Annotated in this window: 19 protein-coding genes; 9 read left to right on the forward strand and 10 right to left on the reverse strand. The window is 44.8% G+C overall.

The window, feature by feature from the left end:
- Nucleotides 1-200: 200 nt before the first annotated feature.
- The 4 genes from JMX70_RS01315 (at nucleotide 201) to JMX70_RS01330 (ending at nucleotide 3,797) form a co-directional block, all read left to right on the forward strand.
- Entirely contained in the window at nucleotides 201-521 is a 321-nt protein-coding gene (locus JMX70_RS01315; protein WP_102076631.1) for a YcgL domain-containing protein, read from the forward strand.
- A gap of 231 nt (nucleotides 522-752) precedes the next feature.
- Nucleotides 753-1,370, forward strand: a complete 618-nt coding sequence (locus JMX70_RS01320; protein ID WP_144297109.1) for a hypothetical protein — start codon at nucleotides 753-755, stop codon at nucleotides 1,368-1,370.
- Nucleotides 1,371-1,628: 258 nt separating this feature from the next.
- Entirely contained in the window at nucleotides 1,629-2,492 is an 864-nt protein-coding gene (locus JMX70_RS01325; protein WP_144297108.1) for an AAA family ATPase, read from the forward strand.
- Between the two features lie 81 nt (nucleotides 2,493-2,573).
- A complete protein-coding gene (locus JMX70_RS01330) occupies nucleotides 2,574-3,797 on the forward strand; it encodes a vWA domain-containing protein (protein WP_201588938.1) in 1,224 nt (407 codons plus the stop codon).
- 130 nt (nucleotides 3,798-3,927) lie between these two features.
- On the opposite strand, the gene JMX70_RS01335 is transcribed toward JMX70_RS01330, so the two are convergent.
- From JMX70_RS01335 to JMX70_RS01355, 4 genes are all read right to left on the reverse strand, one after another.
- Nucleotides 3,928-4,770, reverse strand: coding sequence for a phosphodiester glycosidase family protein (locus JMX70_RS01335; protein WP_201588940.1), 843 nt, complete (start codon nucleotides 4,768-4,770; stop codon nucleotides 3,928-3,930).
- Nucleotides 4,771-4,826: 56 nt separating this feature from the next.
- Entirely contained in the window at nucleotides 4,827-6,629 is a 1,803-nt protein-coding gene (locus JMX70_RS01340) for an FMN-binding glutamate synthase family protein (protein ID WP_102076647.1), read from the reverse strand.
- Nucleotides 6,630-7,212: 583 nt separating this feature from the next.
- Complete coding sequence (locus JMX70_RS01350; RefSeq protein ID WP_102076625.1) at nucleotides 7,213-7,671, reverse strand: DIP1984 family protein; 459 nt, start codon at nucleotides 7,669-7,671, stop codon at nucleotides 7,213-7,215.
- 179 nt (nucleotides 7,672-7,850) lie between these two features.
- Nucleotides 7,851-8,678, reverse strand: a complete 828-nt coding sequence (locus tag JMX70_RS01355; RefSeq protein ID WP_198328069.1) for an IclR family transcriptional regulator — start codon at nucleotides 8,676-8,678, stop codon at nucleotides 7,851-7,853.
- A 175-nt stretch (nucleotides 8,679-8,853) separates the two neighbouring features.
- Between JMX70_RS01355 and JMX70_RS01360 the strand changes: the two genes are divergently transcribed.
- Nucleotides 8,854-10,038 (forward strand): acyl-CoA dehydrogenase, encoded by a 1,185-nt coding sequence (locus tag JMX70_RS01360; RefSeq protein WP_201588942.1) that lies wholly within the window; start codon nucleotides 8,854-8,856, stop codon nucleotides 10,036-10,038.
- 172 nt (nucleotides 10,039-10,210) lie between these two features.
- Nucleotides 10,211-11,410: a CaiB/BaiF CoA transferase family protein gene (locus JMX70_RS01365; protein ID WP_201588944.1), complete on the forward strand. Its 1,200-nt coding sequence runs from the start codon at nucleotides 10,211-10,213 to the stop codon at nucleotides 11,408-11,410.
- A gap of 52 nt (nucleotides 11,411-11,462) precedes the next feature.
- Here JMX70_RS01365 and JMX70_RS01370 read toward each other — a convergent pair whose 3' ends face one another.
- Nucleotides 11,463-12,239 carry an IclR family transcriptional regulator gene (locus JMX70_RS01370; RefSeq protein ID WP_201588946.1) on the reverse strand — a complete coding sequence of 259 codons (777 nt, stop codon included), beginning with the start codon at nucleotides 12,237-12,239 and terminating at the stop codon, nucleotides 11,463-11,465.
- Between the two features lie 262 nt (nucleotides 12,240-12,501).
- Here JMX70_RS01370 and JMX70_RS01375 point away from each other — a divergent pair, with 262 nt between their 5' ends.
- From JMX70_RS01375 to JMX70_RS01385, 3 genes are all read left to right on the forward strand, one after another.
- Complete coding sequence (locus JMX70_RS01375) at nucleotides 12,502-13,974, forward strand: NAD-dependent succinate-semialdehyde dehydrogenase (RefSeq protein ID WP_201588948.1); 1,473 nt, start codon at nucleotides 12,502-12,504, stop codon at nucleotides 13,972-13,974.
- Nucleotides 13,975-14,148: 174 nt separating this feature from the next.
- Nucleotides 14,149-15,447 (forward strand): 4-aminobutyrate--2-oxoglutarate transaminase, encoded by a 1,299-nt coding sequence (gene gabT / locus JMX70_RS01380; RefSeq protein ID WP_193030809.1) that lies wholly within the window; start codon nucleotides 14,149-14,151, stop codon nucleotides 15,445-15,447.
- 211 nt (nucleotides 15,448-15,658) lie between these two features.
- Nucleotides 15,659-17,098: an APC family permease gene (locus JMX70_RS01385; protein ID WP_201588950.1), complete on the forward strand. Its 1,440-nt coding sequence runs from the start codon at nucleotides 15,659-15,661 to the stop codon at nucleotides 17,096-17,098.
- A gap of 120 nt (nucleotides 17,099-17,218) precedes the next feature.
- Here JMX70_RS01385 and JMX70_RS01390 read toward each other — a convergent pair whose 3' ends face one another.
- The 5 genes from JMX70_RS01390 to greA all read right to left on the reverse strand — a co-directional run bounded on the left by JMX70_RS01390 (nucleotide 17,219) and on the right by greA (nucleotide 23,137).
- Nucleotides 17,219-18,637, reverse strand: a complete 1,419-nt coding sequence (locus JMX70_RS01390; protein WP_227671119.1) for a glycosyltransferase — start codon at nucleotides 18,635-18,637, stop codon at nucleotides 17,219-17,221.
- A 149-nt stretch (nucleotides 18,638-18,786) separates the two neighbouring features.
- Nucleotides 18,787-19,659, reverse strand: a complete 873-nt coding sequence (locus tag JMX70_RS01395; protein WP_201588952.1) for a TIGR03915 family putative DNA repair protein — start codon at nucleotides 19,657-19,659, stop codon at nucleotides 18,787-18,789.
- 57 nt (nucleotides 19,660-19,716) lie between these two features.
- Complete coding sequence (locus tag JMX70_RS01400; RefSeq protein WP_144297094.1) at nucleotides 19,717-20,985, reverse strand: putative DNA modification/repair radical SAM protein; 1,269 nt, start codon at nucleotides 20,983-20,985, stop codon at nucleotides 19,717-19,719.
- A gap of 230 nt (nucleotides 20,986-21,215) precedes the next feature.
- A complete protein-coding gene (locus tag JMX70_RS01405; protein ID WP_227671120.1) occupies nucleotides 21,216-22,166 on the reverse strand; it encodes a hypothetical protein in 951 nt (316 codons plus the stop codon).
- A gap of 494 nt (nucleotides 22,167-22,660) precedes the next feature.
- Entirely contained in the window at nucleotides 22,661-23,137 is a 477-nt protein-coding gene (greA, locus tag JMX70_RS01410) for a transcription elongation factor GreA (protein ID WP_144297093.1), read from the reverse strand.
- Between the last annotated feature and the right edge of the window lie 269 nt (nucleotides 23,138-23,406).

The following is a 23,406-nucleotide window of genomic DNA, read 5'->3' on the forward strand; positions in this document are numbered from 1 at the left end:
CTGCCGCATTAAAGTCGATAATGTTGTTAAAAACAACTTTTTAGCAGCAGCGCTGACAAATTTATGAATAAATAGCATGTGTAAAAGGTCATTAAATTAGCGGACTTTACAGTGATTTACCATAGCAAAACGTAAAGCGACTACTGATTGCAGCCGCAAATATGCTAATCTATGGCGATAGTTTCTGATAGGTTGTTTTTATGCATTGCGATATTTATAAATTTCCCAAACACGACGATATGTATGTTTACATTGCTCGCCCTGATTATCCTGATGATACCGATGAGATTAAAGACTGGCTTGGTGTACTGCCAAAAGAGTTTCGGGCAAGCTTAGGGCGTAGTCAGTTTGTCATGCATTTAGACTTGGCGAGCACGCCAAAATTGGCGCGCGTTGACAAAGAAGAAGTGCTGACAAAACTAAAGTCGCAAGGGTATTTCGTGCAGTTGCCGCCGCAAGATGTCATGCGCCGTCAAGCGGAGCTACGCGCTCGTGAAGCGCAGGATAATATCTACGATTGATAGAGGTTTTGAAATTAAGAGACTTGGCCTAAATGCACTAAAAAAGCGACGAAACATTTGCGCTTATGCATTTTGCTAGCAAGTCGTGATAAACTAATCGCCATTAGACACGCATAATTAAGTGCAGTTGATGATTATGTATTTTGTCGCACTGTTAGTCTGACAAAACTTACCCTATACCGCCTGACGCCTTACGCGCCGCAGGTAATAAACGCAGGTAAAGAAACACGCATGGATTGGTTAAAAGGCATTATAGACAGCTTACCGATAGGCGCTATCAGTGATATCCTCGGTGAGATTACGATTTGGTGGGGGCAACTGGTCAAAGATGTGCCACCCGCAGACTTACCTATGTATGCGTATCTTGGCGGCGTCATTATCGTTTTGATACTCTGGTTGTTGGTTGCTCGTATTTTGCCGCGCCCGCTTGGTGGTATGAGTTGGATGATATTGTTTGCCGTCTTGCTCGCGCCTGGTACGGCGCTTGGTGATCCTAGTGTGATTGCGCCGGCGAGTATCAGTGTCGTTTATGCGATTATGATGAAAGATACGGCTGGCGCGATAGCCAATATGCTGCCGATTTTAGTGGTGTTGGTCGTGGGCTTGTTTGTGGGTTTTGTCTGGCAACTGATTCGCGGCGCGTTTGAGTCCAGCTTGGATAAAGCTCGCAGCCGTACGGCGGATGATGCGCAAGCGACTGCCCAATTGACTACTGGTAATTATTTAGCAGACGACGCGGGTTTATCAGAGTCGTTTGACCATTCAGCATTGTCGTCTAAACCTGAATTGGCTAGGACTGAATTAAGTAAGCCTAAAGCTGAGGTTAGCTTAAAAAAAGACCGCAAATAATAGATATGAGTAATAAAGCTTTTTGCTGTAGATATTTATTAGACAAAAGACACCCTGCGTGTCTTTTTTTATACTCATTTATCGGCTGTACAGCCAGTCAATGATAACTACGAACGCATGAGTATTTTGGCAATTAATGGCACTGTGCTAATCTAAATAATTAGGTATCTGCTAACGACTTTCTCTAAGCTTTCTACTATATTTAACGGATAACAATAACTGATTTTAATAACTTTTTCTAATAACTGAGAATGTATTATGAGCACGACTGATAAAACGAAAAAAAGCTTTACCGGTACGCAAAACTACATTGCTACCGATGATTTGCAGCTGGCCGTTAATGCGGCAATGACGTTACAAAAGCCGCTACTTATTAAGGGCGAGCCGGGTACGGGTAAAACGTTACTGGCTGAAGAAGTGGCGGAGAGTTTAGGGATGCCGCTGATTACGTGGCACATTAAATCGACCACTAAAGCTGAGCAAGGGCTGTATGAGTACGATGCCGTATCGCGCTTGCGTGATTCGCAATTGGGCGACGACAAGGTGTATGAGATTGGCAACTATATCAAGCCTGGTAAACTGTGGGAAGCCTTTACGAGCAGTGAGCGCAGTGTGTTATTGATTGATGAGATTGATAAGGCCGATATCGAGTTTCCAAACGACTTACTGCATGAGCTCGATAAAATGTCTTTCTACGTTTATGAAACGGGCGAGACCATCACTGCTGAGCAGCGTCCGGTGGTTATCATCACCTCAAATAATGAAAAAGAGCTGCCAGATGCGTTTTTGCGCCGCTGTTTCTTCCATTATATCGATTTCCCAGAAGAAGATACCATGCGCCGAATCATTGAGGTGCATTTCCCGAATATCCAAGAAAAACTCGTCAATGATGCGCTCGATATTTTTTATAAACTGCGTAACATCCAAGGACTTAAAAAGCCACCATCAACCTCAGAATTGGTCGATTGGCTGACGCTATTATTGGCTGATGATATGGCACAAAACGAGCTGGAAGAAAACTTACGCGGGGAAAAGTCTATTCCGCCGCTATATGGCGCGCTGCTGAAAAACGAAGCCGATGTGAGTTTATTGCAGCGTTTTGCCAATATGATGCGTCGTTAAGCGATAGCTCGTTTGTCATAATTGAAGCTAATGAAGCAGTCCAACTCGTAACTCTATCAGCCAATAAGTGATGCGACTTTTATGTTTATCAAATTGTTCTATACCCTGCGGACCTACGGCGTGCCAGTCAGTACGCGTGAGCTGCTTGACCTAAACGCGGCCTTAGATCAAGGGCTGATGATGCAGCCGCATCCTGAAAACCCAGAGCTATCTACTTTTGCCAGTCGCGAGGATATGTATCGATTGATTCGGCTTTGTATGGTCAAAGACGAGCGTCACTTTGATAAATTTGACCGTGCTATGGCAGATTATTTTGAGGGCGTCGATAGTCTTGATATGGATGAGCTGCTTGCAAAGTTGACGGATATTCCAAAAGAATGGCTAGATTTAAAGCTTGATCCAAAAAATCTGACCGAAGAGCAGCGGCGCTTGCTGAAAAAATATGGCTCATTAGAGGAGTTGATGAAAGCGCTTGAAGAGCGTCTTAAAGAGCAAAAAGAGCGTCATCAAGGTGGCAGTAAATGGGTCGGCACTGGCGGCACGTCACCATTTGGTGCCTATGGCGACCATCCAGAAGGCGTGCGCGTCGGCGGCGAGTCACGTAAACGCAGCGCTGCCAAAGTGTGGGAGCAGCGTAAATATCGCAATCTCGATGATGACAATCAGCTTGGCACGCGCCAAATCCAAATGGCACTGCGCAACTTGCGTCAGTTTGCCCGTACCGGCAGCGCCGATGAGCTAGATATTCACGAAACCATTAAGCGTACCGCCAAAAAAGGTGTGCTCGATATTCATATGCAAGCTGAGCGCCGCAACCGCGTCAAAGTGCTGATGCTATTTGATGTTGGTGGCAGTATGGATGTTCACGTCGAAGCATTGGAAAAGTTGTTTTCTGCGGCCAAAAACGAGTTTAAAACCTTAGAGTTTTTTTACTTTCATAACTGCTTATATGATTATGTTTGGAAAGACAATAATCGTCGCCACAGCGCTCCGATGCCGACTTATGAGCTACTCAATACCTATGGTCGCGAATATCGGTTGATATTTGTCGGCGATGCATCGATGTCGCCGTATGAGCTGATGACGGTTGGCGGTAGCGTCGAATATATGAATAATGAGGCGGGCATTGTTTGGCTAAAACGGGTACTGGCGCATTTTGATAAAGTCGCTTGGCTCAATCCGGAAAATCCTGCGTATTGGAATTACACCCAAACCATCGTTGAGATTAAAAAAATCTTCAACAATAAAATGTATCCGATGACCTTGCATGGTGTGGAAGAGATGACCAATTATCTGGCGCGCTAAGGGACAGTTGTAAGAATCATTTACTTTATTTATTTTGTAAACACGCATAAAAATAGCCGTTATAAAATATAGCGGCTATTTTTTCATTTCTAATTTCTGTTTTTACTCTTGCTTTGCTAATTCTTTGTTTCTAATTTTTCGTTTCTATCAGCCCAATCATCACGCCCATCTCTTTTTTATCGTGCTTATCAATGCTTGGTGCGTAGAGTGCCGAAGCGATACCGCCATCTAAAAATAAGGCATTTGGGCAGCTTAACTCATCTTTAAACAGCGCGGCAAATTGATAAAAGCTCACCGGCGCCTCGCTATTGACAAATTGTATGCTGCCATCACTGCAAACACCTGCGCCATTACGTAGCTTAAGCGAAGTGCTGTTAGGCTTAAACTGCGGGTGAATCTCATTATTGATGACTAACATAGGACCCGATTGCGTCGCATACCAAGGCTGCGCATTGCCACTTTTGAGCTGATTATCCAGCATTTTGCTTTCGGTAATCTTTACTTTGCCAGATTTATCCCACCCCATGACGCCGTTGGGCAACAGATGAAAGTTACCGCCGCCTTCTTTAATATTTAATGCGCGCAGCTCTTTACCTTCGATAACCGTATAGCCAATCGGCGCATAATTTTCATTATACATGCCAGCATTCATGGCAAAGTTGAGGGTTTGGTTAGAAGGTAGCGATGCTAATAAAGCATCAAAAGTCAGTAGCGGCTGGTTGTTATCAGCATTGCTATCGCTCTGTTGCCAAAATAGCTGTAATGAATAACGCGTGTCGGTCAGCGCCTTTGCATCAATACGGCAAACGCTATAGGCAAAGGGCGTATTTTGCGCCTGACATGACCAATTCTTGCCATCACTACTTATCGCGTCATGGTTATTATCTTCTGCTGGCTGGCAAGCACTGATGCTTAATGCAACCAGCGCTGCTGCCAACAATGAGTAAGGGAACCTAAATATAGAACTTGGCATCGATGACTTATCTTTTTATAGGATAACGTTAGATGGTCTAAAAAACGCCATAATCCTTAATCGTCTAATGGCGGAATTTCGCGGAAAGTATTATTGACGTTACCAATTAACAGACCACCATCGATGAGATCTACCGAATCATCGGGGTGCTGGGTGGTTGGGGCATTGGTTTCTTTACCTTTATCACGCGAGTCTTTGTTATAAGCAATCAGCGCATCGTTATTGGCAAGGAAGCTATCAGGATTTGCCATCACCCACATTTGGTTAAAGACGTCGGCGCGAGCATTTTCCTCAAGCAGGGCGCCTTGGTCGGCAAAGTAAAAAAACTTCGATAACAGCTTAATCTGGCCATCGTCTAAACGGCGGGCGATATGATACGGCTGTAATTGGCTTGGATGCTGAAGACCAACCGCACCAACGATACTGGCAAGTGATTTTAGCGTATTTTTATGAAAACTTGCCACGCGCTCAGCTTTACTTGGTACATCAAGAGCTTTTTGGCGATACGGGTCTTGGGTAGCAACGCCAGTCGGGCAAGTGTTGGTATGACATGAGCGCGATTGGATACAACCAACGGCAAACATAAAGCCGCGCGCCGAGTTACACCAGTCAGCACCCAGCGCAATCATACGCGCAATATCAAAGCCTGAGACGATTTTACCACTAACGCCAAGCTTAATCTTATCGCGAATACCTGCACCAACCAAAGTATTATGCACGAGCATAAAGCCTTCAACCATCGGCATACCGACGTTGTCCATAAATTCAACAGGCGCTGCACCTGTACCGCCTTCAGCGCCGTCAATGATGATAAAGTCAGGATAATTGTCCATCTCTATCATAGCTTTTACAATCGCCATAAACTGCCATGGCTGACCGACACACAGCTTAAAGCCGACTGGTTTACCGCCTGATAAATCACGTAGCTGCTGCCAAAAAGTCACCAACTCACGCGGCGTACTAAAGGCGCTGTGCGAAGAGGGCGACACACAGTCTTTACCCATCGGCACGTGGCGCGTATCCGCAATCTCTTGCGTGATTTTTTCTGCTGGCAGTACGCCACCTTGACCTGGTTTTGCACCTTGCGAGAGTTTAATCTCAATCATTTTTACTTGCGGATCGGTTGCCTGTTCGGCAAAGGACTGCGGATCAAAATTGCCAAGCTCATCACGGCAGCCAAAATAACCGGTGCCCAGCTCCCAGATTAAATCGCCACCAAACTTACGATGATAAGGGCTGATGGCGCCTTCGCCAGTATCATGAGTAAAGCCGCCCAATTTAGCGCCTTGATTAAGCGCCATAATGGCATTGGCCGATAAACTCCCAAAGCTCATCGCTGAGATATTAAATACCGACATATCATACGGCTGTTGACATCGCTCGCCGCCAACGATAATACGAAAGTCTTTATTTTCTAACGGTTGGCTGACCGCTGATTGCAAAAACCATTCTTTACCGTGCGCGTATAAATTATCAAGCGTACCAAAAGCATTGGTATCACTGACGTTTTTGGCTCGTTGATACACCAGCGCGCGCTGCTGGCGTGAAAACGGCACTTGTTCTTTGTCATTTTCTAATAAATACTGGCGAATTTCAGGGCGAAAATCTTCAAGCACATAGCGAATATGCCCTGCAACTGGATAGTTTCTTAAGATGGCATGCTTTGCCTGTATGACATCATAAATCCCCAAACCCACACCCAATCCGCCAAGAATAATCAGCCACCAATTCATCAATAACAGCCCCGCTATAAACAGCAGGGTTGCAGCGGCAAAAGTACTGTAGCGCAACATAACGCCAACTAAATAAGGAGAATCCTGTTTGGGTTTTGGGTTTAGATTGGTACGAGATTGGGGCATAACGATACTCAACAGTGTTACGTAAATAATAAAAACGCAATGATAAAAAACAAAATATCCATAACAAAATAACCATGTCATAAACATGGTTATTAAGAATGGATTAAATGCTTAAATTTATCGCGTACATCATACACATATGATATCACTGAGATGGTTTAATTGGGTAACAGAGTGCTAATGTTGCGCTCAAAATAACAATTTTTAGACGTAATCGGCTCTGATTGATTATTTCAAATGATTTTCTGCTGATGATTTGGCTACGAAGATAAGGAAAAGGCACTCAATGGCAATAACGAAAAGCATTAAAAATAAGATTGAAACCGACTGTCAGTGTCTGGTAGTAAGGTCTAAATAGTGCCTTGTGAGTTGTGACGGGTGCAGGGCATGAATGGTAAAAAAAGCGTTTGCCCGCAACGCGTAGCAGCCACTACAGTATGTTTTCAACCCCCTGCTGTGGCGGTTTGGGGTCTGACACTCGCCCAGTCGGTTCCAAAGGGGCAGTCTATCCGTTTATTATCGAATAGTATTGTTAAATAAATAAAACGGACAGAAAATTCTCATATCAATGGTTTAAAAATACTTATTCAACAAGGTCAATTTGCCAGTTATTGGCTTGAATGACGATATTAATCTTGCGTAGTTTCATCGCGATGTCGTCGGCTTGCTTTTGTAAACCGGCAACCGAAACCATGATATGCCATTTAATCTCGCGAGGGCTATAACGGTCAACCTCGGTATCAGTGGCTTCAATGGCCTCAATCAATAACTTATGGCGCATCTCTAAGGTATCACGTTCGATCAATAGTGTCAGCATCGATTGACCTTCATTGGTCTGAGCGACAGCGTTAGTTCGGTGAATACGTTCAATCAAAGCCGATAATTCAGTAATGACTTGACTGGCTTCAATCATCAGCGCGTTTGGGTCTTCGTTTGGCGCGTCGCCTTCTTGGACTTTGACATTGCTACGAATACGCCCTTTAATTTGGGCGAGCTTTTTTTGCATATCGCTACGGATGAGGAGGGCTTCGGCGAGTTTCATGGTTGACTCCAATACTTTTATTATTATTGATATTTGCTTTAAAGTTTAGCGCTTCTCATTCTTTAACACAAACCACTTGCCGAAAACTATATAGCACTTCCACCAAATCATTTTGTGTCTCATCGCATTACCAACACCTTTATACACCGCTAAAAAATAAATAAATCCACTCAACTTTTCTAAACACCACTGCCAACCCTTTCAGCCAACGCCTGCAATTTTGGCACAATCATCGCTGCATATTTATCTGCTTGCCAATTGGCACTCGGCACACTGGCATTGAGCGAATACGCATACTGCCCAGTTGCGATGTCAAAGACGCCAACGGCGACCGCCAATATATCGGTAGAAAACTCACCATCGGATACCGTATAGCCGTATTTTACATAATGCTCCGTCGCCTCACTTAATGCAGATTGTGCCCGGTCATACTCTTCTTTGGATAAATGCTCTTGTAGATTACTACGAATCACCGCCTTTCTCGCTGGCGAGCTCGCTGCATAAAAAGCGCGACCAATGGCAGTGCGGGCGACAGGTACGGCTGAGCCAACTTGCAAATTGACTGATAGGCGAGCAGGGCTACGACAACAAGCGTGATAGCGCATTTCTCCTTCGACTTCGGTTGCCAAATTCACCGATACCTCATTGCTACTTGCAAATTGCCGCAGCAATGGTTCAGCAGTTGCCACCATGTCATGACGACTCCACGCGGTAGCACTTAATCGCACCGCGCTACTGCCCAGCTGATATTGTCCGTGCTCGGTCATACGTAAAAACCCAAGCGTCATCAAGGTATGAATAAGCCGAGTAATAGTGGCTTTTGGCAAGGCGGTCATCTGGCACAATTGCTGATGGCTAAGCTGCTTATGCTGCTCAAAGGCTGCCAATAAAGTCAGTCCACGGCCCAGTGCGGTGACAAACTGCCTATCGTTATCGTCCTTACTTTGCACAAGAATAGTGGTCATTCGATCGAGTAGTGGCAGAGCTGCCGATACATTTTTTGCCATTTTATGCTCATTTTTTTTGATAAAGGTTTACAGCGCCGTAAAACTTTGCTTAAATAGATTTAAATTATGAAACTAAGTTTCGCATAGCGGAATTAACAAGTCAATCATTTATATAAGCGATTTACTCATTAATCACTACTCATCGGTCAGGAAGACTGATAACAAGGAGTTCCACATGGCAACATCTAAGCGTCCAAGTTTCGACTGGGAAGATCCGTTTTTATTACGCGACCAATTAACTGATGAAGAGCGCATGGTCACTGACAGCGCCCGTCAGTTTTTTCAAAAAGAGCTGATGCCTGGCATTTTAGAGGCCAATCGTAACGAGAACTTTGATCGCAATATCATGCGTCAAATGGGTGAGATGGGCTTGCTTGGTGTGACGATTGAAGGTTATGGCTGTGCCGGTTTATCAAGTGTTGCCTACGGTCTGATTGCCAAAGAGGTCGAAGCGGTGGATTCAGGTTATCGTTCGGCGATGAGCGTGCAGTCGAGCTTAGTTATGCATCCTATTTGGGCATATGGCACCGAAGAGCAAAGAGAAAAATATCTACCGAAGCTTGCGACTGGCGAGTATGTCGGCTGTTTTGGCCTGACGGAACCAGATTCAGGCTCAGATCCTGCCTCGATGTCGACCCGTGCACGCGCGGTTGATGGCGGTTACGAGCTGACGGGCAATAAGATGTGGATCACCAACAGTCCTATCGCTGATGTATTTGTCGTTTGGGCAAAAGATGACGCCGATGAGATTCGTGGCTTTATTTTAGACAAAGGTATGAAAGGGTTATCAGCGCCGAAGATTGAAGGTAAGTTTTCATTGCGTGCTTCAGTTACCGGTGAGATTGTCATGGACAAGGTATTTGTCCCTGAAGCCAATGCTTTCCCAGATATCCGTGGTCTAAAAGGGCCATTTGGTTGCTTAAATAAAGCTCGTTATGGTATTGCATGGGGCGCAATGGGCGCGGCTGAATTTTGCTGGAAAGCGGCGCGTCAATACACGCTAGACCGTAAGCAATTTGGTCGTCCGCTCGCCGCAACGCAGCTCGTACAGTTGAAACTTGCCAATATGCAAACAGAAATTACCTTGGGTCTACAAGCGGCATTGCGTGTTGGTCGTCTGATGGATGAAGACAATGCGGCGCCTGAGATGATTTCACTGATTAAGCGTAATAACTGCGGTAAGGCGCTCGATATCGCGCGTATTGCTCGTGATATGCATGGCGGCAACGGTATTTCGGATGAGTTCCACATTATTCGTCATGTGATGAACTTAGAAGCGGTTAATACCTATGAAGGTACGCACGATATTCATGCGCTTATCCTAGGTCGTGCGCAGACGGGTATTCAAGCATTTTATTAAGCCTTATTAGCTAATTACGTGCGCTACTGTTTGGCTTCCTATAAGCAGATTTTAAACAGTAGCGTACGTTTTTCAGTTGTTTTTCATCATTTAACTGCTTGGCAATTAAATGATGAAAAACAATTTTACCATCAAAAAATCAAAAAAATACGCGACACAATAAGGGATTATTATGACGGATATGGCAAAAGGTGCATTACACGGTATTAAGGTGCTCGACTTATCGAGAGTATTGGCCGGTCCTTCTTGTACACAAGTACTTGCAGATTTGGGCGCTGAAGTCATCAAGGTTGAGCGTCCGCATATTGGAGATGAAACGCGGCATTGGGCGCCGCCAAAATTCAGCGATGACACTTCTGCTTATTACGCCACTATTAACCGCAATAAAAAATCCCTCACCGTCGATATCACCACACCTGCCGGACAAACCATTATCAAACAGCTTGTCGCCGATAGCGATATCGTCGTTGAAAACTTTAAGGTTGGCGGTTTAAAAAAATACGGCTTAGATTACGACAGTCTAAAACAAGACAATCCGCGCCTTATTTACGCCTCATTAACGGGATTTGGGCAGACAGGGCCTGATGCCAAGCGCCCCGGTTATGACTATATCATTCAAGGCTTGTCAGGACTGATGAGTATTACCGGTCCAAGCGATGGCGAACCGCATAAGGTTGGCGTGGCAGTGGTTGATTTGTTTGCAGGGTTACAGCTGACCATCGGTATTCAAGCCGCTCTATTAGCGCGTCAGCATACCGGACTTGGGCAACATGTCGATGTGGCATTGCTTGATAGCGCGCTTGCGATGCTCGCCAACGTCGGCATGAACTATTTGGCATCAGATAAAGTGCCGCCAAGACTTGGCAATCAGCATCCCAATATCGTGCCTTATCAAGTGTTTGCTGGGCAGGGTGACGCGCACTTTATCTTAGCCTGTGGTAATGATAGTCAGTTTGCCAAGCTTTGCACTGTGTTGGGCGTTGATTGGCATAGCGACAGCCGTTTTGCGACCAATCCACAACGCGTGGCTCATCGTGAGCTGCTGTGTGATGAGTTAGCTAAGAAGTTTGCCGAGCAACCTCGTACTTATTGGTTAGAGGTGTTAGATAAAGCAGGTATTCCTTGTGGGGCGATTCATAATGTCTCTGAGGCATTGGCCATGCCGCAAGCGCTGGCACGTGAGATGGTGGTTGATTTTGCCAAACAAGGCAGCCCTGTTCGTGCCCTTGGGAATCCGATTAAATTATCCGCCTCACCGGTCACTTATCGTACGCCGCCACCGCAATTGAGCGAGCATACCGATAGTACGCTTGCTGATTTGGGCTATGACAGTGACATGATAGCCAAGCTTAAAGCCGATGGAATTGTTTAAGCTTATTTTTAAATCATAGATATCAGTAGCGGACGTTTAATAATATTTATTGCTATCTCAGTTTTAAATACTCGGCTTTAAAACCCAAACGCTGCTCAATTTGCTCTGCCAATTCAATCAGTACCGCACTGACCTCAGCTCGCTTGGACTCATATTCTGCTTGCAAAAAGCTGACCGCCATACCGGCAACCGCGTTGCCTGACGCATTGCGAATATAAGTGCCTAAGCAATACATGCCCTCGCGCAGTTGTCCATCGTCAAGGGAGATGCGACTATTTTGAATAGCCGTCAGCTCAGTGGACAAGTCATTAAAGTTATCGACACCATGCTGGGTAATAGGCGTAGGGAAACCGCTGGCATAGATGGACTTTATGCTGTCCATAGAAAAGGTGGAAAGCATGGCTTTACCGGTAGCAGAAAATACTGCCGGTACACGAACACCAGCGCGGAAAGTAAAGCCAAGCGGAGCCGGCGCTTCATGACAGGCCAAAAACACCACTTCACCAAAATCGAGCTTGGATAAAGTCACCGTATGTTGAAGCAGGGTTGGATACTGGACAATAAGGTCTTTAAATAGCTGGATGACGCCTTGCTGCTGCTCATATTTGCCCGCCCAATACATTAAATACGAGCCCAAATGAAAGCGGCTATCGCTGTCTTTATAGATGACATGCTTGGCCAAAAGACTCTGCAAAATATTGTGGGTTGAGCTACGCGGCAGGTTGAGCTCCTTTGCAATATGAGCCGCCGTTAAAGGCTGGGCGCTGTCGGTTATCAAATCTAAAATCTGAAAAGTCTTGTCCAAAGCAGGAACGGCAGTGGTGCTCATAAGGAACCTATAAAAGTCGGTAAAATTAAAAAAATATCAAAATAAAGTGATAAATCATCACAAAGTTGATAATAGGGGTTGCAAATATGCGTCCATCATTCTTATAATGATGTCTCATATATAGAATAGATGTTCAGTATATTGAACAAATAACAAGTTATCAATAATTATTTAAGTTATAACCTTTTACTTATTGTTAGTGATATATCGCTATAAATCTGCAAACCCTATCTGCAAAATAACATTGACAAGGAGTGTCAACATGTCACAACTGCCACATACGCTACCGCTATCAAACCCAGACCTACTCAAACAGCAGTGCTTCATCAAAGATGGCTGGCATGGTGCTAGTGATGACGCGACTATTGACGTCAGCAATCCTTTTAACAGCGAGATTATCGGTAGCGTGCCAAGCCTGACGACCGACGATGTCAATGATGCGGTTGCGGCTTCTCATGAGGCGCAAATCACGTGGGCGGCCAAAACCCCAAAAGAGCGCGCTGAGCTACTACAAAAGTGGGCCGACCTTATCGATGCCAACAAAGAAGATTTGGCCATCATTATGACCGCCGAGCAAGGCAAGCCTTTAACCGAGTCACGCGGGGAAGTTGGCTATGCCAATAGTTTTATCCGCTGGTTTGCTGAAGAAGGCAAGCGTGTATACGGCGATGTTATCCCTGCCAATCAAACCCAATTGCGCCATGTCATCTTAAAACAGCCGGTCGGTGTTTGCGCGGCAATCACGCCTTGGAACTTTCCAGCAGCGATGATTACCCGTAAAGCAGCTCCTGCACTAGCGGCAGGCTGTACCATGATTATCAAACCTGCAACCGAAACGCCATTTTCTGCATTGGCATTAGCGGTATTGGCTGAGCAAGCCGGTATTCCAGCAGGCGTTATTCAAGTCGTCACGGGCAAATCGTCAACCATCGGCGATATCCTAACCGGCGATCCACGCATTCATAAGCTGTCATTTACTGGCTCTACCGAAGTCGGTCGTACCTTGATGGCACAGTGTGCCCCAACTATCAAAAAACTGTCATTAGAGCTCGGCGGCAATGCGCCATTTATCGTCTTTGATGATGCCGATCTTGAAAAAGCCGCTGAAGGCTTAATCGCTTCTAAATATCGTAACGCGGGTCAAACCTGTGTTTGTGCCAACCGTGTCTACGTGCAGGATAGTATCAAAGACAAATTCCTCGATGTCTTTGTAAAAAAAGTCGCTGAGCTTAATGTCGGTAATGGCATGGATGAAGGCGTGGATATTGGTCCTTTAATTAACAAAAAAGCGTTGGATAAAGTACAAGCGCTGCTCAAAGACGCGTTAGATAAAGGCGCAACTCTTATCACGGGCGGTAGCACCAACGGCGCATCAGAGCTGTCTTATAACCCAACGGTGATTACCGATATCAGCAGTGACATGGATATCGCCCATGAGGAGATATTTGGTCCTATCGCTACTATCTTTACCTTTAAAGATGAAGCCGACGTCATTCGCCAAGCCAACGACACTATTTATGGTTTGGCTGCATATTTTTACAGCGGCAGCTATGCACGGTCATGGCGCGTCACCGAAGGTTTAGAGTACGGCATCATCGGTCATAATACCGGTCTTATTTCTACCGAAGTCGCACCATTTGGCGGCGTCAAGCAATCAGGCTTTGGCCGTGAAGGCTCAAAATACGGCATTGAAGAATATGTCGTGACCAAATATTGGTGCTCTGATGTTAGTTAATAGTTAGAGCTAATGGTTAGCTGTTTTATATTTTAACCATTTGTTTTTTATAGATTTTCACCTAGCATTTAACGGGATTCAATAGCATAAATCCTAAATTTAGCCACAGCTTATTTTATAAACCGCCATACCATCATTGGCATCTACGTAAAGAAAAAAGAAAAGGATATTCTTATGACTACCAATCAATCATTACTTGCGCGCCGTAAAGCTGTTTTGCCAACAGGCCTTGGCATTGCCTTTCCTATTTTTGCCGAAAAAGCAAAAAACTCAGAAGTGTGGGATATCGAAGGCAATCGTTATATTGACTTTGTCGGTGGTATCTCAGTACTGAATACCGGTCACAGCCATCCAAAAATCACCCAGCGTGTGCACGAGCAACTAGACAAATTTACCCATACTGCCGCGCAAATGGTTAACTATGAATGCTACGTCGAGCTTGCTGAAAAGCTTTGCGAAAAAGCGCCTATCAGCGGTCCGAAAAAAGCTTTGTTCTTGACCACTGGCGCAGAAGCGGTCGAAAACTGTATTAAAATTGCCCGTGCAAAAACCGGTCGTCCGGGTGTCATCTCTTTCGTTGGCGGTTGGCATGGTCGTACGCTAATGTGCATGAGCCTAACGGGTAAAGTATTGCCGTACAAAAAGAACTTTGGTCCGATGCCAGGTCCTGTGTTCCATGCGTTATTCCCAGCAGAAGAGCTAAACGTGACCGAAGCACAAGCATTGCATAGCCTTGAGATGATTTTCCAAGCGGATATCGATCCAAGTGAAGTGGCAGCGATGATTATTGAGCCCGTACAAGGCGAGGGCGGCTTCCATCAAGTGACGCCATCGTTTGCCAAAGCCTTGCGCGAGATTTGCGATGAGCATGGCATCGTACTGATTTTTGATGAAGTCCAGTGTGGTTTTGCTCGTACCGGTACCTTGTTTGCGTCTGAGCAATTGGGCGTTGAGCCGGATCTGATGACCAGTGCTAAAAGCTTAGCGGGTGGCTATCCTATTTCTGCCGTTATCGGTCGCGCTGATATCATGGATGCCCCGCAAGTCGGCGGTTTGGGCGGTACGTATTCTGGTAACCCATTGGCTTGTGTGGCTGCGCTTGCTGTCATGGAAGTGATTGAAGAAGAAAATCTGCTTGAGCGCAGTATCGAGATTGGTGACAAAATCGAAGCATTTTTAAAAGATTTGAACCTAAGCAGCATCGGTCATATTCGCCATAAAGGCGCGATGTTAGCGTTTGAGCTAATCGACAACGATGGCAAGCCTGATGCGGCGGCGACTGCCAACCTAAAAGCCAAAGCTTTCGAGCAAGGATTGCTGCTTGCGTCTTGTGGCATGTTTGGCAACGCCATTCGTGTGATGGTGCCGCTCACAGTGGAGGACGAAGTGCTACAAGAAGGCCTTGATATTATCAAAGGTATTTTGACCGCTCAAGGCGTTAATTCAAAAAATGAAAGCTTAAGCTTAGGATAATGACAGTGCTGCTTTGAGTGGTGGTTTTACAGCGGCGCCTTGCAAATCAAGACGCCGTTGCTGTCTTTGCTAAGCAAGTTTTGAATACTAAACCTATCGCTTGATAGGCAGGAAAAGATAAGAAAGGGCAGCGCCCTATTACATAAAAATAGTGGGTATCAGTACCGTTTAAAAGGGCTGACACGGATGACACACGGACAAGGAGTAGGTTATGTCTGAGCTAAAAAAATCGCTGGGCATGTTTGACATTATTGCTTTAGCATTCGGTGCTATGGTTGGTTGGGGCTGGGTCGTTTTAGCAGGGGACTGGATTTTAGCGGCGGGCACATGGGGCGCGATGTTAGCATTCATGATTGGTGGTCTGGCCGTTATCATGATTGGTGTTAACTATGCAGAGCTAGCGTCATCAATGCCGGTCACCGGCGGTGAGCATACCTATACCCACCGAGCGCTCGGGGTCACGGTTTCCTTTATTTGCTCTTGGAGTATTTTATTTGGTTACTTCTCGGTCGTTGCTTTTGAAGCAGTAGCGCTGCCGACGGTAGTTGAATATTTTATTCCCAATTATAACCAAGGCTATCTGTGGACGATAGCGGGCTGGGACGTTTATGCCACGTGGGTTGGCGTCGGTATGCTAGGCTCAATCATCGTCACTTGGCTTAATATTCGCGGCATGGAAGTCAGCGCTTGGTTCCAAAAAACAGCCGTACTCGGTATTTTATTTGTCGGTACGTTATTGTTTATTGGTGCGGTAATTTACAATCCTGCGAATTCAACCGCTGTACAAGCGCCTGCCTTTATCGGTGGTATCGGCGGTATGATGACGGTGATTGTCATGGTGCCGTTTATGTTTGTTGGTTTTGACGTGATTCCGCAAGCGGCCGAAGAGATTGATCTGACCCGTCCTAATATTGGTAAGTTTTTGATTGTCTCTATTATTATTGCGGTGATGTGGTATGTCGGCGTAGCATGGAGTGTCGGTCGCACTTTGCCGCTCATTCAAGCACAAGGCTCAACCTTGGCGACCGCTGACGCGATGACCAATGCGTGGCATGGCAAATGGGCGGGTATTTTACTAGTCATTGGCGGTGTATTAGGCATTTTATCGAGTTGGAACGCGTTTTTAATCGGTGGCAGTCGCTTACTTTATGCCATGTCAAAAGCCCATATGTTGCCTGCATTTTTGGGTAAGCTACATCCGAAGTATAAGACGCCAAAAAACGCCATTTTATTGATTGGTGGTCTAGCGACGCTTGCGCCATTATTTGGTCGTAAGATGCTAGTATGGATTGTTAATGCTGGTGGTTTTGGTATCGTGATTGCTTATACCTGTGTCGCCATCTCTTTCTTAGTCTTGCGCTACCGTGAGCCAGATATGGTGCGCCCGTTTAGAGTGCCAGCGGGCAAATTGGTCGGTATGTTTACCATCGTACTGGGCATTGGCTTGCTCATCTTATATATGCCGGGTATGCCGTCAGCGCTCAGCGCTATCGAGTGGTGGATTTTCTTTGGTTGGACAGCGCTCGGTATCGGTCTTTATAGCTATGCCGTCGTCAAATATCCAGGCATCAGTGAAGCTATTATGGCAGAAGAGCTACGCGAGTTAAAAATCGTCAATCAGCTATGGTTGAAAGATAATCCGCCTAAATAAAAATAAGATTTTTTCAAAATAAAGAAAGCCTAGCGTAAGCGTTAGGCTTTCTTTACATATTCACAGCATCAATCTTATCAACCAATAATCTTGCACCAAACCGTTAGCGAGATTGGCATTTTATAACGGTTTATTATCTAACGCATCATTCTTTAAAGCGTGCTTATCTAAAGAGGCATTATCCAGTTTTTTATCCTTTAAAGTGATACTGTCTTTATGTTGCATAACTTCTTTATCAGATTTCATAACCGCGTTATCTTGCGCTATTATTTTATCCTTTTTGAGAGTAATGGGTAGCGCAGGCTCTTGATTGACTAAACGATCAGAAAGTTTATCAAAAGGTTTTATCGTTGGTTTCAGACTTTTCTTAATTTTTTTAATCGCCGCTGCATCCGCCTGCGCTTGTTCTTCTGCAAGCGATTGGTCATATAACCCTTGATAGACGAGTAGGGTTTGTTCAATCATCTCACGCATGGTGAATTTATTGGTCATCTCAGGACGGGTGACACTCTCTAGCTGGTTGCGCACCGCTTTACAGAGCGCTTTGGCGTTGTATTTTTTGACCAATCCTTGCGGATAAAGTGGCTGTAGTATCTCGCTAAAGGCCGCTTGATCCCAGCCAATGACTGGCGTACCTAAGTGAATTGCTTGCAGGGCATTGATGCCAATCGATTCTGGCTCGTTGGCCAACGCCATGACGATATTGGCCGCCGACAGCCATTCGCGCATGTCATTACGTTTGCTGCCGACGTAAGTTATGCGCTCAGACAGTCCAAGCGTATTGCTGCGCTGGCGGAAATCTTCATGCGCCACATCACCTTCGCGGTAATCATCGTCCATAATAATGACGTGAATATTGGGAAATTGTTCTTGCAGATTACCCAAGATATCAATCAGCCATTCTTGCCCATATTCATTGCCAATAATAGTCGGAAAAACCAGCCATTTTTTATGTTCAAGTTCAGGGTATTCGGCGAACGTATGTCGCAGCCAATACACAGAAGGGTTGTGTCGATACGGATAGCGACGGGTATCGACACCGCGGTAGATGCGCTTAATAACTTTAGGTTCTAGCTCCTCACGGCGTAAGCCTTTTTTTAAATAATTGGTGACGCTATCAGAGACCGTGATGATGGTATCGACATCGAGCAGCGCTTGCGAGTACTTATTAATCGGATAAAAACCGTACATGGTCGAGACCAGTTTGGGACGACGCTTGAGGCGGGCGCGGCGCAAGGCCAAATGCAATATCCATGCAGGGGTGCGCGAATGCACATGAATGACATCAGGGTCATATTTCTCAATCAGGCGGCGCAGCGGGGCGACTTGTAGCAGCGACAGCCAAGATTTCTTATTCATATACAGCTGATGGTAGATATTACCATCGCGCTTTAGGCGTTTGACCAAGTCATTTTCTTCATCGGCGCTAGCGATAATAATGGAAGTATGCCCATTTTTAACCAAAGCGCGACCCAGATGAAAAATGCCGCGCTCGGATTCATCATGCTTTAAGGACGACAGTAAGCGCATAACTTTCATAATAGCGTCGGTCACCAAATAAGATATCAAGCTGCTATTGTCAGTTAAAAGTACTGAAAACTCAACCACCAAGGTAAAAAGATAAGGTCAAATTTGCCATACTTTTTTTAGCTGAGAATAAGCAGTTGGCAATAGGTATCGTTACTAAACTAGCGACGTTTTTGTAAATGCTCAGCATTTGGTAGCACTTGCTTTTCACTAAGATATTTCCAATAGCGCTGCGGCAGATATTGCTTATGTAGCCGTGGGTTTTTACGCTCCTTGATATTGACATTAGTAAAGTAGCCTTGCCAAAACTTTTGATAACGCTGTTCGTCCTTACTATGAATGCTGGCAGGATTACGCAGTACCGCATCATCTAGGTTAGTGATGGTTTGCAGGGCAGCAGGGCGCGACGGCGTACTTTTACTTTTATCATAATAAATGCCATAGCCGCGCACCACATCATAAATCGCCCAATGCTGGTCTTGGTAGCGCTGGCGAAAATGCTCACCAATCAAAGGCAGTACATTAAAATCAGGCTCAACGCGGGCAAAGTAGATATCGTCAGTGGTATGCTCAAAGCGCACAAATGCTTCCATGCGATGTTTTTCACGGGCAACAGACTTGACGGTTTGTACCAATTCTAAAACATTTAGGTTACCCAAATCTTCCATGATAGAGCGGCTAGGGTAGTCAATGGCGTATTTGATTACTTGAAATAAAGTGGTGCCGATATGAGCTTTTTCTGATAAAAATCCCCAGAGGATATTGCGCATACCTGAGCGACCTAAGAGTTTATGCAGCTTGGTTAGTACACGTTCGGCGTTGTCTGCATCCATTGCTACGCTTGTTGCCTGCGCAATCAACGATGGTATATAGCAGTCGTGAGCAATTAGTTGTAGGGATTCATCGTCCTGTAACTTATTGGTATAGACATAAAATACTGCGCTGAGCCAACCTTCAAAACTGGGCTCATAAAGCACAATACTGGGCGTTAAGTGACCGACAATATAGTCATGACTTTGCATCAACTGTGACATTTATGTTCCTATTTGAAATAGTGACAATTAAAACCATGCCGACTAAAACCATGCTGATTAAAACAGCGCCAATTGACCATTGCGCTGATCTTTATATTTGGTTTGCGTTTGCGCCAGTACATATTGACGGAAATTATCACGCGTTAAATGCGCCAAATGCTCGTTTTTACCCGTTGTTGCGATAAAGTACTTAGCTCGATTGACCGCCGCGCCCATTTTTTTGAGATGATAAAGCGTCAACTGATTAAACTTACGCGCCTTCACTATCTTCTTAGCGGTTTTGGTACCGATACCGGGAATACGCACAATCATCTCGTAAGTGGCGGTTTGAATATTAACGGGAAAATGCTCTCGGTGGCGGATTGCCCAAGCAAGTTTCGGGTCGCAATCCAAGTCTAGAAATGGCGAATCTGGCTCAACGATTTCGTGCGCACCAAAACCATAAAAACGCATCAGCCAATCCGCTTGATACAGACGGTTTTCACGTATCATCGGTACAGGCGTCCCAATCGCTGGCAGACGACTATCAGACAACATCGGCACGTAACCTGAGTAATAAACACGTTTTAAATCATATTGCTGATAAAAATGGCTCGATAGCTGTATGACTTGCAAATCGGTCTCATTGCTGGCGCCAACAATCATCTGACTGGTCTGACCCGCTGGCACAAATTTAGGCGTTTTTTTATGGGTTTTACGGCTCTCTTTGATGGTGATAATTTCAGTTTTAACCGTTTCCATTGGCGCTTTTAATTCATCATGCGACTTCTCTGGAGCGAGCAAAGCCAGTCCTGATTTGGTTGGAATCTCAATATTGACGCTAAGGCGATCGGCATACAATCCCGCTTCTAGTAGCAATTCTTTTGACGCGCCCGGAATAGTCTTAAGGTGAATATAGCCATTAAAGCGTTCACGTGTCCGCAATATCTTGGCGACCTCGACCAAGCGCTCCATCGTATAATCGCCGCTTTTAAAGATACCTGAGCTGAGAAAAAGCCCTTCAATATAATTACGACGATAAAATTGCATGGTCAAATCAACAACTTCCTCGACACTAAAAGCGGCGCGCGGCGTGTCATTGCTTTTACGCGAGGTACAATATGCGCAATCGTATATACAGTGATTGGTTAGCAAGATTTTAAGCAGGCTCACGCAGCGACCATCTTCGGTGTAGCTGTGGCAAATACCGGTTGCTGAGGCATCACCGAGGCCACCGCCTTGGTTTTTGCGCGTACCAGCGGAGGATGAGCACGAAACATCATACTTAGCAGCGTCTGCTAAGATATTGAGCTTACCTTGCAGGCGTTCATAATTGATGGTTGCCATAAGCGCTATTTACCAAATCATTTATAGGTATGTATTTTAGCAAAATTAAGCTTAAGTCATTGTAAAGGTAGGATAATTATATAAACAAGACGACAACTAGTGTCGCTAGAACACTAAAAATATTAACAAGAATAGTTGGTATTCATACTTCTTTAAGATGACAAAAGCCCCGCGTTTGCAAGGCTTTAGAGTAACCATTTAATAAAATATGATGTTTTATGAGATAGTCGTTACTGAACCTTCGCACGTATAACGACGGTCTGAGCAGCGTTTGGACTTAGATCAACCAAGTTCCATTTAAGACCAGAATAGTTTTCTTTAACCACGACTGTATTGCCTACTTGCTGAATAGTTTGATAGCTATCGCCGCCAGTGGTGGCAAGCGTTGGTAACGGACTGTTTAGTGACAATAATTGCACGCCATTTGGCAGAGAAACCATGGCATTGATATCGGTAACAGGCTGCGCGGTGGTATTGGTATAAGTGGTGTGATATTCGATGACGTCACCAGGCGCGATATGATTGGCGGGTACGGCCACTTCACGACCATCTTTATTTTTTAATATTTTCATGACTTTGGTTTGAGCATTAACCACATCAGGCGTGCTAAAAGTTGGGGTCAATTGCAGAGTATCTAAAGAGGTAGAAACGATTTGCGTCGTTGCCGGTTGGTTGGTGACGATAGTAGTCGTTGGGGCATTGATGACGGGCAACTGGGTCACCGGCGTCACCGGCAAGACTTCGGTCACGCTGGTCGTTGGAACCGCTATGACGTCAACTCTACTGGTTTGATTGGTGACTTGGTTGGTCACAGGTACGCTCGTGACCGTGGCATTGCCTTGAGTAACGACAGTATTAGCGCCTGAGCGAACCACATAACGGGGCGCAGTACTCACTTGTGTACTGTAAAACGGCATACCATCTTGCATGGTAATGCCATTTGGCGTTGCAGTGATAACCGCTGTTTTGCCGTCTGAGTAACTTTCGACCACTGTGGTGCTGTTGCTCACAGATGGTACGATCGTGACTTCAGGTGCAGCTTGGGCAGCAGTTAGCGTCAGAAAACTACCCGCTAAGACCATTGATATGGCTGTAGGGATAGTGTTTTTCTTAATGAAGGCGTGTTTAAGCGCTTTTTTATTCGTAGCCTGAAATGCTGGCGTATTGATTGGCGTGGTCATAATAGATTCCTTTAAAGTAGCAGTAAATAAAGCCGCTAATGAAGTAGCAAAAAAATAAAATTTAAAAAAACAAGGTTGAGAAAAACAACGCTTATATAAGAAAAAACCCTCGTCAAATGAGCATGTAAACCATGTCAAATAACGAGGGCAAAGGTACTTAAGATAGCCAACACTTGCTATCATTCCATCATTATTTTAGTCAAATGCTTAGCACTTAATGTGTGAACAATTATGCGCTAAAACGAATTGAGTAAAAAAGCTGCATTGTGTAACTAATATTTTACTAATAATGACGTTGTGTACTATTTTTTGCATCTATAAGTTGCACTAAAAATATATAGTTGAATACAAATAAATTAGATACGTCGCTATCAAATCGTTCAATGAAAAGTTGTATCATTTTTATATCTAATTAACTATACCTATCTACAAAAAAAGCTTTTGTTATCAAAAGCTTTTTTAAGGTGATCTATTTATCTATAAAATAAGCAAGATTAATCGTAAATCACTTTCATGATTTCATACTCGACTATGCCTTTGGGCGTTTCGATACGGACTTCGTCGCCTTCAGACTTGCCAATCAAACCACGCGCAATCGGCGAGTTGACTGAGATTTTGCCAGCTTTAAAGTCAGCTTCGTCATCACCAACGATTTTGTATTGTTTTTCTTCTTCGGTATCCATATTTTCAATGACCACACTCACGCCAAATACCACTCGGCCATCATTTGGTAGCGTAGTAGGGTCGATGACCTGTGCAGCGCCAAGCTTGGCTTCGATATCACGTATACGCGCTTCGCAAAAACCTTGTTGTTCGCGAGCGGCATGGTATTCAGCGTTTTCTTTTAAGTCGCCGTGTTCGCGCGCCTCAGCGATGGCCGCTGTAATACGTGGACGGTCGACACTTTTTAACTGTTTTAGTTCGGCTTCTAGCGCCGCATGTCCTTGTGGAGTCATGGGATAACGTTGCATGTTTTTTCCTTAAACCAATAACACCACACCATCTCCTAGTGAATAGTGAGATGGTGTCAGTGTTGTTGCAATGAGTATGTAATATAAAAAGAATGAGGTTGAGGCTGCGTCGTAAGTAACTGCACACTTAGCGATTAACTATCAGTACGGATACACTTACCGAAAAGACGCCTTAACCTTACGTAATAAAAAGCATAGTCGCAGTTCAGCCACTATGCTTTTTAGGTTTATCTTTTAAAAACTTTATTTTTCTAAAGTACAATTTTTTT

Source organism: Psychrobacter pulmonis (assembly GCF_904846465.1).
Lineage (GTDB): Bacteria > Pseudomonadota > Gammaproteobacteria > Pseudomonadales > Moraxellaceae > Psychrobacter > Psychrobacter faecalis.